We start from the raw sequence: 15,985 nt of genomic DNA on the forward strand, positions 1-15,985 counted from the left end.
TGAGAACAGAAAGGATGGTGTATTTCATGATTGAAGTAACAGAACAAGCAGCTTTTCAAATTAAAGATATGTTAAAAGATGCTGAAGATGGAGAGAAGTACGTGCGCCTTGCTGTACATGGCGGCGGATGTACTGGCCTTTCTTACGGCTTAGGATTTGAAGTAGAACCAAAAGAAGACGACACAGTTCTTGAATTTTTCGGTGTTGAATTTGTTATCGATACAGAGAGTGCTCCAATTGTTAAAGGAGTAAAAATTGATTATAAACAATCTATGCTTGGCGGTGGATTCACAATCGACAATCCAAACGCAATCGCATCATGCGGATGTGGATCATCTTTCCGTACAGCGACGAATGCTGGTAAGCCGGAAGAGTGCTAAGCTTTTAGCAGAAATAGAAAAAGACCTTTTTAGCGATGAAATAAAATCGTTAAGGAGGTCTTTTCTTTTGTTGCAAAAAATTAAAAACGTCGCCTTCCAAATTTAAAAAACACTCTCAAGATATGTTGCATAACGAATTTTACAATCTAATTTATCTTTGCATAGATGCAAGTATCAGTTAGTTGTTTGCCGTCAGCTGAAAGATCTTCGTTACGTAATGTCCCTTCAAGCTCAAAACCTAGTTTTTCAGGAATCGCACGACTTTTCTTGTTATTACATTCACATCGTATTTCAATCCTTCTAAATTTGAATAACTGAAATCCAAGGTTTATTAACGCACTTACTGTTTCTATCATATATCCATGACCACTAAATTGCGTGTTAATCCAGTATCCAACTTCACATTTAGAAACTTTCCAATCAATTGCGTGAAGGCTGGCAGTTCCGATAAAAGCATTCGTCTCCTTATGGTAGATAAGATAGCGAAAGCTTTCTCTTTTCAAAAAATCTATATGTGCATTTCTCAGGAGAATTTCCGTTTCTTCAATAGTAGGAATGGACTGGAATAAAAGCAGCCATTGCTTTAATTCACGAATGGAATCTTTAATAGCTTCATGTACGATATTCCCTTCACCAGCTTGAAGTGGTGCCCGAAGAATAAGTCTATCTGTTTCTATTTGTAACGGAACATCTAATAAAATAGGGTTCATATTATTTCTCCTCTCAAAAGCTAGAAAACAATAAATATATATTCACTTCATCATTTAGAAATCCCTTTTCACATATTGAAACCGGAACTGCTGCTAGTTGAATAAGGAGTTATTATTTTTCATCTAAAGAATTTATGTGAGGGAGTTTCTGTAGCTAGAGTAATTGCTTTTATAATTTAAATCCTTATAATTGAATAGTGTTATATATGTATAAGAGAAGGGAAATGAAACATGAAAAAGATATTAAAAGCTCTAGGGCTAGTACTTATTGGGTTTATCTTGGGTATAGTGGTAGCGCCTAAAGGTGATAATTCAACGGAAACTGTTAAAGAAGTTGTAAAGAGTGAGGAAACTAATAAAACAGAAACGAAATCAAATGAATCACCAAAGAAAGAAACAACAAAACCCGTTCAAAAAGCTCCTACACAAGTATTTGAAGATGATCGTGTGAAGATTAGCTTTGTGAAATTGGAAACAAATGGTGTTAAATTCCTCGTAGAAAATAAAACAAGCACTAACATTACTATCCAAGCTGATAGTGTATCTATCAATGGATTTAGTTCTAATAAAATAATGATGAGTGATGATGTTGCTCCTAATTCTAAAGGATTTGTTATGGCTCAAACATCGGAATTAAATGATGTTGGTTCTCCTGAAAAAGTATCAGGAAGTTTAAGAGTAATAGATTTTAAGGATAGTTTTAAAACGTATGATGCTTCATTTACAGACGTTGTTGTACAATAAAAAATATTTGACGAAGAGCTTATTATTTGGTGCAAATTTAAAGTTATTGTGTTCGAAATTTAATAAAGGCGGCAATATGAGTGCAAGAGTACTGATATTGCCGCCTTTTTATTTTTATGCAAAAGATAAAAGAAATCTTGAATAACAGAAGTTATGAAGAAGTTTAACGAAGTAGTAGCAACTCATCCAAGTTTAGAATCCGTACTCATTCCAATTGGTGACGGGATGACGGTTTCTAAAGTGCAGAAATAATTATTATCTTACAAAAGTGTAATGTTCATGTCATGTTTTTGAATTTCTTCTTTAAAGCTTAGGATTTAAGATAACAATATAAGAAAAACACATGAGGTGAAGGAAATGAAAAGATATATTGCACTTTTTAGTATTTTAGTTGTATTTGCAAGCCTATTAGTTGGTTGTGATTTAAATCGTATGGGTAAAGATGAGTATTATGTTCAAATTACAGTAGATGGAAAAGAGTATAATGGTAAATCTGATAATGGTGAACCATATAAAGATTACGAATATAAGTTAACTGGTTTTGATAAAGACGGAAAAGAAAAAGAATTAGAATTCACAGCTCAAAAAAACTTACGTAAAGATGCATTCTTACGTGTATATCACTCAGATAAAAAAGGTGTAACAGCTTGGGAAGAAGTAAAGAAAGATGAGCTTCCTGCGAAAGTGAAAGAAAAACTAGGCGTGAAATAAGACAGAAAAAAGGAATTGACGAATAGAGTCAATTCCTTTTTATATTCTCAAAATCCTCTTCTGAAATGACTTTAAATCCATGTCTTTTGAATAAAGCAGTTGTTACCCCGTAACCAGTTTGTTTATTCCCGTTAAATTCTCCAGTGTAAATCGTAGAACTACCACAAGATGGACTGCGTTCCTTTAAAATAATATATTCTGGATGTAAACCTTTCATTTGTTCTAGAGCTTTATAAGCACCGCTCACGAAAGCTGCTGTGACATCTTCACCGTCTTTTGTCACCACTTTTGCTTTTCCATCTAAAACGTCATCGCCATTCCCGCCAATAATTTCAGCTGAAGGACGAGGCGTTGGTAATCCTCCTAATACTTCAGGACAAATGAGGACTGTATCTTCTTGTTGCAGTAGCTCCTCTATTTTTGAAACGAGATTGTCATTTCCATCATACCGACAAGCGATGCCACCTAAACAAGCGCTAATTACGATCATATTGTCACCTCCAAAAAATTTTAAAATACCCCGCCAATTTTGCTTCCTGACTCTTACCTATAAATGAGGTGATAAAAATGGGAAGCTTATATAATTTAATGAAACCATATAGTGAATTTCGAAGTAAAGAAGAGTTTAATACATATCAGAGACAAATTTTGAAGTGCTATCGATTTGAATTAAATAAAACGGATACAACCATCATTCATTTTTTAGGGAAGTATGCGGTGAATGAGAAACAGAAAACAGTGGGAGTTGCTTGTCCATTAATGGAGACGATTGCTACAAAAGTTGGAAAGAGCATTCGTACAGTACGCCGTTCAATTGCAAAGTTAGAGGAACTAGGAATTATAAAGCGTGTTGCGACAAAAGAAAGACATAAGCGCGGCGGATATAGTGCGAACTTATATGTATTTCTTACGTCTGCAATTGACCGCATGGATGACCGTATGAAACTGTCCGCATGTGAAAGTGATGATCGTGTAGATGGCTGTAGTAAAAATGAGCAAAAAAGTGAAGGGGAAACAATTTTTTCTAAAAACATTCCACAAATAAAAGAGAATAGAAAAGAAACGTACGAACTTGATGAGACGTATTGCCGTCATGATATACCGAAGCCTTTTATATACGCACTTGTGCCGATGACGCGTAATCCGAAAAAGATTAATATATTTTGGAGTAAGGTGGAACTTGCATATAAAAAGAGCGGGTTACTAGAGCAAGGTGTTTTACTGGAGCAAATATTAGCTGATGAAGAAGTGTATGGAAATTTCATTTGGCGAGTAAAGAGTGTTGTGAGAGCGTATAAATACGGGGAAATCCGTAAAAATGTGAAGGCTCTTTTATATAGTACAGTGCGGGATTTATTTTTAGAAGTTGGATTAGAATGGGGAGCAGCCGTGAGAAGAAGTAAGGGGATACCGTTATTTGATCCGTTTAAAAAAGAGCCATGCGTATAACACATGACTCCAAGTAGTTAATCAAACTTCCTTACAACTGGAACACGAATCGCTACAAATAGTACGAAGACGATAACGGCGATTGCACCGCTTTTCATAACGGTTACGATTGGAATTCCTATTGCAAGTGCGATTGATGTGAATGCATAAGAAAGCGGGATAAAGCCCATTGATGAGAGCATAAGTAAACTCATTACGCGTCCCATCATTTCTTCTTTTACTGTCGATTGAATCATCGCCATAAGCGGAACGATAGCCATTGCAATTGTAATACCGTAAAACATGCCAGCTAATAATGCTTGCCAAAGTACGGTGCTAAAGTTGATGGATAAGAAGAATACACCAGACAGTAGCATCATGATAATGCAAAATAGACCGCGTCTGCGATTAATATTTTTTAAACCGACAATGACAGCGCCTATCGCCATTCCGCCTCCTACAGATGCTTCTAAGTAACTGAACTGAAGCGAGTCACCGTGCAGAACATTTTTAACGAAAAGCGGGAAACCGACTTGCATTGGACCGATTAAAAATAAGTTTAAAAAGGCACTACAAATAAGGAAGGTTGAAAGGAATGGTGATTCCTTTACATATAAGATTCCTTCTTTAATAGAAGTGAACATGCCTTTGTCTGTATTTTGCTGTTCTGGCATCGTAAATTGTATTTTTTGAACGAGTATGGCTGCGACGATCAGTAATAAAATCGTGATCGAAAAGATCGTTTCATAGTTCGTAAATTTGATAAGAATTCCGCCAAGTACAGGGCCTAAGATGACCGATGCTTGGTTTGTCATTTGTGTAAGTGAATTTGCTTGTGTTAAACGGCTTTTTTCTACAAGTTCAGGTAAGATAGATCCATCAGCTGACCAGAAAAAAGCATCAGCAAGCCCAAAGAATAAAGCGAATAAAGCAAATGTATATAGTGTTACATCACCTACGATGAACCATGTAAGGATGGTTGCGACGAGAATAGCACGAATAATATTAGAATAAAACATAATGTTTTTTTTCGGGAATTTATCAGCTACAGCACCGCCGATAATCATAAAAATAAGCCTTGGAACACTAAGAGCTACGAAAACAACACCGAGTGAAGCCTCAAGGTTTAATGTTTTTGCTATGTACCACGTTTGTGAAAAAGTAAAAAAGGCTAAAGCAAAACTTGAAAAAAGAGTAGCTGCCCAAAGAAAAAGGAAATTCGTATTTTTTAATAACGGTTTCGTATTTTCTTTTAAAGCAGATTTATTTTGTTGTAGTTCCTCCATATTGCTTCCTTTCTATGTGACAAATTTAAACTGAAAAACCTGTTAACAATCACTTTATACAGTTTCTAATATTTCTATACTGCACTTTCTCATTGTAGACAATAATGTTGAATTTGCACAGTGGCTATTTAGCGACAAAAAAGAAGATACCAAATGGTATCTTCTTTTTTGTCGTTCAGGCTAATGCAATATAAATATCCAATTGTACGTTGGTTGGATCTGTTGCTTTTTCATCATAAAGCTCAAAGTCTGTTGTAAAAGCACGTTTGTTTTCTTTTGACCATTGCCAAATATATTCCCAAGCCTCACAAACGACTTCAGCAACTGGACCCTTTCTCGTTGTAAATACCGCATACGTAGCAACAGGTATTGTTAAAGTTGTCATATTTTCAGGTGCGTCTTCTAATGAAGAAACGGGCATACCGATCGTAAATTGATATGTACCAGTTTCATCTGATTCGTAATTTGAGTAGAACGCGAATGTTTCTTTCGTTTGTTGATTTGGGATGTGATGCATCATTTGTTCTTGGAAGTATTGGTTCCAAAGCCCTGGAATTTTTCCTTCAGTAGATGCCTCTATTTCATTTGTCGTCGTAATCGAAATACCGATTGCTTGGAAAGCTTCTTTTTTTACGATAATGGGTTCGTTTATCATTAAAAATTCCTCCCTCTAATTAGAACGTTTGTTCTTATTTAATGTAACATATTTTTACATGTAACGGTTACTATTTTTCAGGAATTTAATTAATGAACTAAAATAAGTAAAAAATGGTAGAATTCCTATTGATTGTATAAATAGATTAACGAGTATGTTAAGATTTTTATGTATCCTTTAACTGTTATATAAACCTATACAATAGGGGGTTTTTCCTATATTAAAAAATAGTAAAGGTTTGTATAAGTATCCGATATATATATGCTATTTTTGATAAATTAAAATAGTAATATTCTATGAGATTTGTATTGTTGAAATAGGGATTTCAATGATGCATCTTCGTAGGACGGATTGTTGCGAGTGGATATATATTGCTATGTTCCTGGCTACTAAATGAAATGGGTACTGAAATGAAGTAGAAGGATAGCAAATATATAGAAAGGAGAAAAGGTGGAAAATATGAAAAAAGTGTTGAAATGTTTTAATGTCGTAACAATGATTATACTTCTCCTATCCATCATATTGCCTTCACCTAGTGCTTTTGCTACAGAGATAAATAAAAAGAGCTGGGATGAGTTACAAGGGAATGATGTGAAGATTAAGGCAGAGCAAGTGAATGCTGAAATATATAGGGGAGAAGTAGCTGAGAGGGAGCACGTATTTCAATATACGATTGAAAATACGGGAGATATACCAATTCAAGAATTGGTGATGAAACAAAATAATGACAATGAAATTATGTTTCTTCCTCAATCTATGAAAGTAAACGGAGAGAGATTACCTGAAAATAAGGTAGCTGATTTCTATGTAGAGGAAAAAGATAAGGGAGGAAAGCTTCTTTCTTCTAATCTTAAAATTCAAGATTTAAAATCACACGAAAAAATGACTGTGCTAATAAAAGCTAGCCGTGCACAGCATTTTAATAAAGAATACAAACAAAAGGTTAGTGTGCAAAAAGATCAAGTGCAAATAGGGACCATGTCTGTAGATGTTGAAGGGATTCCTTCTGAAGACAAGGTTGAAGCGAATGCCGATGATGAGGCTGACAGTAATAAGAAAGAAGTCGGGTCACCAGTTGATAATGCAACTAACAAAGCGGATGAAAAACAAAAAGCATCTATGGAAGATAAAAATAAACCTACATCCAACACAGAACTGGTAAAGAAACCAGTAGCTAAAGATGAAAAGCAGCTAGAAAAAGAGAAAAAACAATCGCCTGTAGCGGCAAAACAGAGTGATACAGAAGTACAAGCTGCATCAGAGAATGCTTCAAAGGTTCAAATCCAAACAGGGGATAAGCAAGGGTTTGGAGATCCACTGTATTCTACAATTGCTGCTGGTGATTTAGTACAGACTGGTAATGTGACGCTTGGGCTAACAGATAATTACTATACTAGGCAAAGTGTCGGGGGGAAAGCAAATAAAAAAGCTGTAGATATTGATAATGATGATACTACATTTAATTCATCAACAGGAGCTTTTCCTAACATCCCTACTGGAAGTAAAGTGAAAAAGGCCTATTTATTTTGGACAGCTGCTATGGGGACTCCGGGTGATGCAAGGACAGATTATAGAGTTAGCGATGAAGATGTAAGACAGCCCGTTAAAATGAAGATGGGAAATAAGCAATACGCTGAAGTAAGTGCTGATAGTATACGAAAAGCGGATTATTTACCGTATATTGCAAATCACTATAGCAGTGGCGCAGGATATGTTGCGTATGCTGATGTAACAAATGTGATTGCAAAACAAGGTATTTCTCAAACGGTGACAGTTGCGAATGTACCACAAATTAAATTTGAAAAGGGCAGTGGCTACTACTGGGGTAACTGGAATCTTATATTAGTTTATGAAAACTATAAAGAAACCGTAAAAGATATGAAAATTTGGGAAGGTTTAGTTTCTCAAAAAAGTACAACTTGGGCAGATATTAGTGTTAATAAAATAAACACACCGAAAGAAGGGGCTTTTAAGGCGAAATTTAGTTATTTTTCGTCACAAGGAGATCCTGCTGAAAATGATATATATGCTTATGATTATGGAGAGTATGACTTTGGATTAGGATACCAAAAGTTGAAAAATATTAACGGTAAAGATAATGATGTTAATGACTCGTCTATGACAGAAGTACAAGTGGATGGCACTAACGAGTTTGTTACAAAAAAATATCCGGGATATAACCCAGATTGGACAAATTCATTCAGTACAGATATTCATACGTATCACCTTGAGGGACCAAAGCAAGTAAAAAACGATTTAAAAGAAGGAAAAATGCGCTTTAGAGCAAATGGTGGCGGCGGTGACATTTACGTATTAAACAATACTACATTCGTCACAGAACATAATGCGCCAAATTTACAAGTTGATAAAAAGGCATTAGATAGTGCTGGAAAAGAAATTAAGGAAGTTAAAGTTGGCGAAGAAATTACGTACCAAATTGAAGTGAAAAATGATACGAAGAACAATCAAGCACCGGTATCTAATGTAAAAGGATTTGATAAATTAGATAATCGCTTAGAGTATATCCCGGGATCAATCCAATATATTAGTGGAAGCAATAAAGGACAAAAAACAGATGATGCAAACGATGATGAAGCAGAATTTGTAAATAATCAAATTGATTTCCGTATTGGTGAAGGGGCAGATGCTACAGACGGTGGTGTTTTACAGCCTGGTGAAAGTGCTGTTATTACATTTAAGGTAAAAGTGAAAGACTCTATACAATCAGATACAACAGTAAAAAATGTCGTTGCTGTAAAGGGACAAGATAGTGCCGAGATAAAGTATGAGAGTGAAGACGATGCAAATATTACGGTTACAACTCCAAAAGAGGTTCCTGGAGAAATAGAAGCGACAAAAATAGCTTCTAATAAAACACCAAGTTTAGGCGATGAGGTCGAGTATCGTATTACGTTTAAAAACAAGGCGAAAGATGGACGTCTAGATGTATTGACGATTGAAGACGAATTACCGAGTAGTCTTGAGTTTGTGAAAGATAGTTTGAAAGCAGAAGGTGCAAAACCAGAGCCAGTAGAGCTGAAATTTGAAAATGGCAAAGTAATTGCAAAGTATCCAGAAATTACGGATATGGAAGAAAGAAGTATCGTCTTTAAAACGAAAGTAAAAGAAACTGCAAAAATTGGTGAAGAAGTTGTTAACAAAGCAATTGTTAGTGATAAAACAAATCCACCAAAGAATCTAGAAGAAAAGATTACACCACAGTATAAGGCCGGCAAAATTGATGCAAAGAAAAAAGCAACAAATAAGAAGCCGAAGCTAGGAGAAGAAGTTGAATATCAAATTAGCTTCAAAAATACGGTGGAAAATGGAAAACTAGAGGCAGTTACAATAGAAGATGAAATTCCAACTAACTTAGAATTTGTTCAAGGCAGTGAGAGAGCTGAAGGTGCTGGACCAAGTCCAGTAGAGTTAAAAGTAGAAAATGGTAAGGTAATCGCAAAATATCCAGAAATTACGGATACAGAAGAGCGAAGCATCATTTTTAAAGTGAAAGTAAAAAAAGAAGCAAAAGTAGGAGAAACAATTGTTAATAAAGCAATTGTGAGCGACCCGAATGGTCAGTCTGAACATCCAGAAGAAAAAATTACGCCAGGTTATAAAGACGGTAAAGTAGACGTGGATAAAAGCGTAACGAATCAAACACCAAAACTAGGAGAAGAAGTGGAGTACCGCATTACATTTCATAATACGGTAGAAAACGGAAAGCTAGAAAAGGTAATGATAGAAGACACGTTGCCTGAAGGTGTTGAATACGTGAAAGATAGTTTGAAAGCAGAAGGTATAAAACCAGAGCCAGTAGAACTAAAAATGGAGAATGGCAAAGTAACTGCAACATATCCAGAAATTACGGATATGGAACAAAGAAGTATTGTTTTTAAAGTGAAAGTAAAAGAGACGGCAAAAGTAGGGGAAGCAATTGTGAACAAAGCAGTTGCAAAAGATCCGAAACATGATCCGGCTGATGCAAAGGTTGTTATTACACCGCAAAGTAAAAAAGGTGAAATTGCGGCTACAAAGGTAGTTAATAATGAAAAGCCGAAGCTAGGAGAAGAAATCGAATATCGAATTAGTTTTCATAATACGGTAGAGAACGGAAAACTAGCAGAGGTGCGAGTAGAAGATGCAATTCCAACAGGTCTTGAATATGTAGAAAATAGTATTAAGGCTGAAGGGGAAGCACCGGGACCATTAGAATTAACGTTTGAAGCTGGGGTAGTTAAAGCTAAGTATATCGATATTACGGATACGAAAGAAAGAAGTATCGTCTTTAAAGTAAAGGTGAAGGAAGAAGCAAAAATAGGTAAAGAAATCATCAATAAAGCAATTGTTGATGATACGAAAAATCCACCGATTGAGCCGGAGGAAAGAATTACTCCGCAATATAAAGATGGAATAATTGATTCGAAGAAGACAGTAGATAATCCATCACCAAAACTAGGAGAAGAAGTGGAATACCGAATTAGCTTTAAGAACACGGTAGAAAACGGAAAACTAGAAAAGGTAAAAATAGAGGATACAATCCCTAACGGTTTAGAGTATGTAAAAGATAGTGAAAAGGCGGAAGGCGATAAACCAGCTCCAGTAAAGTTACATGTGAAAGATAGAAAAGTTAGCGCTGAATACGAAAATATTACGGATACGAAAGAAAGAAGTATCGTCTTTAAAGTAAAGGTGAAAGAAGAAGCGGAAGTAGGCAAGGAAATCGTCAATAAGGCAATTGTTGATGATACGAAAGATTCGAAAGAGCCAGAAGCGAAAATTACGCCATTATACAAAGATGGAAAAATTAAAGCAAAGAAAAGCGTAAATAATCTAGTGCCGAAGTTAGGCGAAGAAGTAGAATACCGGATTAGCTTTAAAAACACGGTAGAAAACGGAAAACTAGCAGAGGTGAAAATAGAAGATACGTTACCAGAAGGTTTAGAGTATGTAGAAAACAGTTTGAAAGCAGAAGGTTCTAAGCCGGATCCAGTAGAATTGAAAGTGGAAAACGGTAAGGTAGTGGCGAAGTATCCAGAGATTACGGATACAGAAGAAAGAAGTATCGTTTTTAAAGTGAAAGTAAAAGAAGAAGTAAAAGTCGGCGAAAAAATCGTCAATAAAGCAATTATTGATGATTCGAAAAACAAGCCAGAAACACCGAAAGCAGAAATTACTCCGCAGTATAAAGAGGGAAAACTTGAAGCGAAAAAGACGGTAAATAATGTAACGCCGAAGTTAGAAGAGGAAGTGGAGTACCGAATTACTTTTAAGAATACGGTAGAACATGGAAAGCTAACAGAGGTAAAAATAGAAGATGATTTACCAAATGGCTTAGATTACGTGAAAGATAGTTTAAAAGCAGAAGGTTCTAAGCCAGAACCAGTGGAATTGAAAGTGGAGAACGGTAAGGTAGTGGCGAAGTATCCAGAAATTACGGATACAAAAGAGAGAAGTATTACCTTTAAAGTGAAAGTAAAAGGTAAAGTGAGCGATACAATTGTCAATCAAGCAATTGTGAGTGATACGAAACATCCGCCAGAAACACCGAAGGCAGAAATTATTCCGCAGCATAAAGACGGAAAAGTTAAAGCAAAAAAAGTAGTAAATAATGTATCACCGAAGTTAGGAGAAGAAGTAGAATACCGAATTAGCTTTAAAAACACGGTAGAAAACGGAAAACTAGCAGAGGTGAAAATAGAAGATACGTTACCAGAAGGTTTAGAGTATGTAGAAAACAGTTTGAAAGCAGAAGGTTCTAAGCCGGATCCAGTAGAATTGAAAGTGGAAAACGGTAAGGTAGTGGCGAAGTATCCAGAGATTACGGATACAGAAGAAAGAAGTATTACTTTTAAAGTGAAAGTAAAAGAAGAAGTAAAAGTCGACGAAAAAATCGTCAATAAAGCAATTATTGATGATACGAAAAACAAGCCAGAAACACCGAAAGCAGAAATTACTCCACAGCATAAAGATGGAAAAGTTGAAGCGAAAAAGGTAGTAAATAATCCATCGCCGAAGTTAGGAGAAGAAGTAGAATACCGAATTAGCTTTAAAAACACGGTAGAAAACGGAAAACTAGCAGAGGTGAAAATAGAAGATAATTTACCGAATGGATTAGAGTATGTGAAAGACAGTGTGAAAGCAGAAGGATCTAAGCCAGAGCCGGTAGAACTGCAAGTGAAAGATGGAAAAGTAATTGCCAAATATCCAGAGATTATGGATACAGAAGAAAGAAGTATCGTCTTTAAAGCGAAAGTAAAAGAAGAATTCAAAGTTGGTGACGGCATTGTCAATAAAGTAGTTGTTGATGATACGAAAGATCCAACGACATCAGAAGTAACGATCACACCAGAATATAAAGACGGTAAGCTGAAAGCTGAGAAGTTTGTAAACAATAAGAAGCCGAAGTTAGGAGAAGAAGTAGAATACCGAATTCGTTTTAAAAATACGGTAGAAAACGGGAAGCTAACTGAGGTTAAAGTAGAAGATGAAATTCCAGCTGGATTAGAGTATGTGGAGAACAGTTTGAAGGCGGAAGGTTCTAAACCGGGTCCGGTAGAACTGAAAGTGGAAAACGGCAAGGTAATGGCAAAGTATCCAGCAATTACAGATACAAAAGAAAGAAGCATTGCCTTTAAAGTGAAGGTAAAAGAGGAGGCAGAAATAGGTAAGGAAATTGTCAATAAGGCAATCGTAGTAGATACAACAAATGAGCCAGAACAGCCTCATGTGGTAATTACTCCACAATATAAAGACGGCAAGATTGTTGCTCAGAAAGTGGTGAATAATCATAAACCAAAACTAGGAGAAGAAGTAGAATACCGAATTCGTTTTAAAAACACGGTAGAAAACGGAAAACTAGCAGAGGTAAACATAAAGGATACATTACCAAATGGTTTAGAGTATGTGGAGAACAGCGTGAAAGCAGAAGGTTCTAAACCGGAACCAGTAGAGCTACAGGTAAAAAGTAACAAGGTAATGGCAAAATATCCAGCAATTACAGATACAGAGGAAAGAAGTGTTGTCTTTAAAGCGAAGGTAAAAGAAAGCGTAAAAGCGGGAGAAGAAATCTTAAATGAAGCGGTTGTGGATGATACAAAGAATCTGCCAGAAGAGCCTTATGTACCGATTACACCGCAATATAAAGATGGAAAAATTGAGGCGAGAAAAGAAGTAAGTAATCACGAACCGAAGCTAGGTGAGGAAATCGAATATCGAATTGTTTTCAATAATACGGTGCAGGATGGAAAGCTAGCAGAGGTGAAGATAGAGGATGAAATCCCAGCTGGTTTAGAGTTCGTACAAGGAAGCGAAAAGGCTGAAGGTGAAGAGCCAAAACCAGTGGAGTTGAAAGTAGAAAATGGCAAGGTAATGGCAAAGTATTCAGAGATTATGGATACGAAAGAAAGAAGTATTGTCTTTAAAGTGAAGGTGAAAGATTCAGTTGCAATAGGCAAGGGTATCACAAATAAAGCGATTATTCATGTGGATGATCCGAACCATCCTATAACTGAACCGACAGCTAAAATTACACCGCAATATAAAGACGGTAAAATTACTGCTCATAAAAAAGTAAATAATCATAAACCAAAGCTAGGGGAAGAAATCGAATACCGCATTTCATTTAGTAATACGGTGAAAGATGGGAAGCTGGCTGAGGTGAAGATAGAAGATGAAATTCCGTCTGGTTTAGAATTTGTGAAGGATAGTCTAAAAGCAGAAGGTGATAAGCCAGCTCCAGTAGAGTTTAAAGAAGAAGCTGGAAAAATTATCGCAAAGTATGAAAATATCACTGACATGAAAGAAAGAAACATTATCTTTAAAGTGAAAGTGAAAGATGATGTGGAAGTGGACAAGGCAATTGTGAATAAAGCGATTGTGGATGATTCGCAAAATCCAGTAGAACGACCGGAAGTTGAGATTACACCGGAGTATAAAGACGGTAAAGTTAAAGCTGATAAAAAGGTAAGTAAAAAAGATCCAAAGCTAGGAGAAGAAGTAGAGTACCAAATTCGTTTTAAAAATACGGTAGAAAACGGAAAACTAGCAGAGGTGAAAATTGAGGATCAATTACCAACTGGTTTAGAGTATGTGAAAGGTAGTTTAAAAGCAGAAGGTAATGAACCGAATCCAGTAGAGTTAAAAGAAGAAGCTGGAAAAATTACAGCGAAGTATGAGAATATCACTGATACAGCGGAGCGTAGTATTAGCTTTAAGGTGAAAGTAACGGAAGCAGCAAAGATCGGTAAGGCAATCGTGAATAAGGCAATTGTGGATGACAATAATCCAAAGAATCCACCACAAAAACCAGAAGCGATTATTACACCGGAGTATAAAGATGGAAAACTAAAAGCTGAAAAAACAGTAAATAACGACGCTCCGAAATTAGGAGAAGAAGTAGAGTATCGAATTACATTCCGTAACGTAGTTGAGCATGGAAAAGTAGCAAAGGTGAAGATTAAGGATGAATTACCAAGTGGCTTAGAGTTTGTAGAAGGTAGTGAAAGAGCTGAGGGAGAGAATCCGAAACCGTTGCATGTGAAAGTGAAAAATGGAATCGTCCTTGCAGAGTATCCAGAAATTACGGATACGAAAGAAAGAAGCATTGTCTTTAAAGTGAAGGTGAAAGAAAAAGCTAAAGTAGGCGAGGCAATTGTGAATAAGGCGGTTGTGGAAGATACAATACATCCACCAGAGCAACCGAATATCGCTATTCAGCCTCAATATAAAGATGGTGCATTACAAGCAAAAAAAACAGTAAGTAATCATGAACCGAAGTTAGGAGAAGAAGTAGAATATCGAATTAGCTTTGAAAATACGATAGAGAACGGAAAACTAACTGAGGTAAAGGTAGAAGATGAAATTCCAGCCGGTTTAGAATATGTACAAGATAGTATAAAGTCTGATGGACCGGAACCAAATCCAGTAGAACTTCATGTTGAGAATGGAAAAGTAACAGCAAAGTATCCGGAAATTACAGATACGAAAAAAAGAAGCATCATCTTTAAAGCGCGAGTACAAGAATCGGTACAAGTAGGAAAAGAGATTATAAACAAGGCGATTGTGGATGATAATAATCCGACGACTCCGCCAGTTGAGTCACTTATACCAATTACACCGCAATATAAAGATGGGAAACTAGAGGCAAGGAAAGAAGTAAGTAATCATGAACCGAAGCTAGGAGAAGAAATCGAATATCGAATTACTTTTAACGGCACAGTAGATGGCGGGAAGTTAGTTGATGTGAAAATTGAAGATGAAATTCCAGCTGGTTTAGAATATGTGCAAGATAGTTTGAAGGCTGTAGGTGACAAGCCTGCACCAACAGAGCTTATAGTAGAGAATGGAAAAGTAATAGTGAAGTATCCAGATATTATGGATACGAAAGAAAGAAGTATCATTTTTAAAGTGAAGGTAAAAGAAACAGTAAAAGTTGGAGGAGAAATAACAAATAAAGCGATTATTCATGTAGATGATCCGAACCATCCAGTTATGGAACCGACAGCGACAATAAAGCCAGAATATAAAGATGGTAAGTTAAAAGCAACGAAGACAGTAAGTAATAAAGAACCGAAGCTAGGAGAAGAAATCGAATACCGAATTAGCTTTGAAAATACGGTAGAAAACGGAAAATTAGCCGTGGTAAAGGTAGAAGATGAAATTCCAGCCGGTTTAGAATACGTGCAAGATAGTCTTAGATTTGAAGGTGCTGAGCCAAATCCAATAGAGTTAAAAATGGAATTTGGAAAAGTAACTGCTGCGTATTTAGACATTATGGATACAAAAGAACGTAGTATTATTTTTAAAGCGAAGGTAAAAGAAACGGTTAAAATTGGAGAAGAAATTGTGAATAAAGCGATTGTGGAAGATACAACAAACAAACCGCTTGAACCGACAGTTTCCATTAAGCCGAAAGAACCAGAAGTGAAACCGGAAGATCCGAAAGAACCAGAAGTGAAACCGGAAGATCCGAAAGAACCAGAAGTGAAACCGGAAGATCCGAAAGAACCAGAAGTGAAACCGGAAGATCCGAAAGAACCAGAAGTGAAACCGGAAGATCCGAAAGAACCA

Annotated in this window: 9 protein-coding genes and 1 pseudogene; 6 read left to right on the forward strand and 4 right to left on the reverse strand. The window is 36.2% G+C overall.

The window, feature by feature from the left end; translation table 11 throughout:
- Nucleotides 1–26 precede the first annotated feature (26 nt).
- Nucleotides 27–380, forward strand: coding sequence for a HesB/IscA family protein (locus ACSG5Z_RS22940; RefSeq protein ID WP_000573830.1), 354 nt, complete (start codon nucleotides 27–29; stop codon nucleotides 378–380).
- Nucleotides 381–526: 146 nt separating this feature from the next.
- On the opposite strand, the gene ACSG5Z_RS22945 is transcribed toward ACSG5Z_RS22940, so the two are convergent.
- Complete coding sequence (locus ACSG5Z_RS22945; RefSeq protein ID WP_060488145.1) at nucleotides 527–1,090, reverse strand: GNAT family N-acetyltransferase; 564 nt, start codon at nucleotides 1,088–1,090, stop codon at nucleotides 527–529.
- Nucleotides 1,091–1,321: 231 nt separating this feature from the next.
- On the opposite strand from ACSG5Z_RS22945, the gene ACSG5Z_RS22950 reads away from it, so the two are divergent.
- The 3 genes and pseudogenes from ACSG5Z_RS22950 (at nucleotide 1,322) to ACSG5Z_RS22960 (ending at nucleotide 2,545) form a co-directional block, all read left to right on the forward strand.
- Nucleotides 1,322–1,834, forward strand: coding sequence for a hypothetical protein (locus ACSG5Z_RS22950; protein WP_098815126.1), 513 nt, complete (start codon nucleotides 1,322–1,324; stop codon nucleotides 1,832–1,834).
- Nucleotides 1,835–1,978: 144 nt separating this feature from the next.
- Nucleotides 1,979–2,086 (forward strand): annotated as a pseudogene (locus ACSG5Z_RS22955) (O-methyltransferase); the annotation flags it as partial.
- Nucleotides 2,087–2,191: 105 nt separating this feature from the next.
- A complete protein-coding gene (locus ACSG5Z_RS22960; protein ID WP_106102082.1) occupies nucleotides 2,192–2,545 on the forward strand; it encodes a YxeA family protein in 354 nt (117 codons plus the stop codon).
- A gap of 28 nt (nucleotides 2,546–2,573) precedes the next feature.
- Here the strand turns inward: ACSG5Z_RS22960 and ACSG5Z_RS22965 are convergent, their stop codons facing one another.
- The gene (locus ACSG5Z_RS22965) at nucleotides 2,574–3,035 is read right to left on the reverse strand and encodes a 2-thiouracil desulfurase family protein (RefSeq protein ID WP_088064707.1); all 462 of its coding nucleotides are present in this window, start codon (nucleotides 3,033–3,035) and stop codon (nucleotides 2,574–2,576) included.
- 77 nt (nucleotides 3,036–3,112) lie between these two features.
- Here ACSG5Z_RS22965 and ACSG5Z_RS22970 point away from each other — a divergent pair, with 77 nt between their 5' ends.
- Entirely contained in the window at nucleotides 3,113–3,994 is an 882-nt protein-coding gene (locus ACSG5Z_RS22970; protein ID WP_435712193.1) for a helix-turn-helix domain-containing protein, read from the forward strand.
- Nucleotides 3,995–4,011: 17 nt separating this feature from the next.
- Here ACSG5Z_RS22970 and ACSG5Z_RS22975 read toward each other — a convergent pair whose 3' ends face one another.
- Both ACSG5Z_RS22975 and ACSG5Z_RS22980 read right to left on the reverse strand, forming a co-directional pair.
- Nucleotides 4,012–5,259, reverse strand: a complete 1,248-nt coding sequence (locus tag ACSG5Z_RS22975; RefSeq protein ID WP_435712194.1) for an MFS transporter — start codon at nucleotides 5,257–5,259, stop codon at nucleotides 4,012–4,014.
- A 175-nt stretch (nucleotides 5,260–5,434) separates the two neighbouring features.
- Nucleotides 5,435–5,914 (reverse strand): GyrI-like domain-containing protein, encoded by a 480-nt coding sequence (locus ACSG5Z_RS22980; protein ID WP_435712195.1) that lies wholly within the window; start codon nucleotides 5,912–5,914, stop codon nucleotides 5,435–5,437.
- A 459-nt stretch (nucleotides 5,915–6,373) separates the two neighbouring features.
- Between ACSG5Z_RS22980 and ACSG5Z_RS22985 the strand changes: the two genes are divergently transcribed.
- A partial coding sequence (locus ACSG5Z_RS22985) for an isopeptide-forming domain-containing fimbrial protein (protein ID WP_435712196.1) occupies nucleotides 6,374–15,985 on the forward strand: 9,612 nt, incomplete at its 3' end.

This window comes from Bacillus pretiosus, from assembly GCF_051294775.1.
In the GTDB taxonomy this organism is placed as follows: Bacteria; Bacillota; Bacilli; order Bacillales; family Bacillaceae_G; genus Bacillus_A; species Bacillus_A wiedmannii.

What these genes read in the sequence shown, in the direction of transcription:
- ACSG5Z_RS22940 (WP_000573830.1), top strand. Translation starts at nt 27, where the DNA reads ATGATTGAAGTAACAGAACAAGCAGCTTTTCAAATTAAAGATATGTTA.
- ACSG5Z_RS22945 (WP_060488145.1), bottom strand. Translation starts at nt 1,090, where the DNA reads ATGAACCCTATTTTATTAGATGTTCCGTTACAAATAGAAACAGATAGA.
- ACSG5Z_RS22950 (WP_098815126.1), top strand. Translation starts at nt 1,322, where the DNA reads ATGAAAAAGATATTAAAAGCTCTAGGGCTAGTACTTATTGGGTTTATC.
- ACSG5Z_RS22960 (WP_106102082.1), top strand. Translation starts at nt 2,192, where the DNA reads ATGAAAAGATATATTGCACTTTTTAGTATTTTAGTTGTATTTGCAAGC.
- ACSG5Z_RS22965 (WP_088064707.1), bottom strand. Translation starts at nt 3,035, where the DNA reads ATGATCGTAATTAGCGCTTGTTTAGGTGGCATCGCTTGTCGGTATGAT.
- ACSG5Z_RS22970 (WP_435712193.1), top strand. Translation starts at nt 3,113, where the DNA reads ATGGGAAGCTTATATAATTTAATGAAACCATATAGTGAATTTCGAAGT.
- ACSG5Z_RS22975 (WP_435712194.1), bottom strand. Translation starts at nt 5,259, where the DNA reads ATGGAGGAACTACAACAAAATAAATCTGCTTTAAAAGAAAATACGAAA.
- ACSG5Z_RS22980 (WP_435712195.1), bottom strand. Translation starts at nt 5,914, where the DNA reads ATGATAAACGAACCCATTATCGTAAAAAAAGAAGCTTTCCAAGCAATC.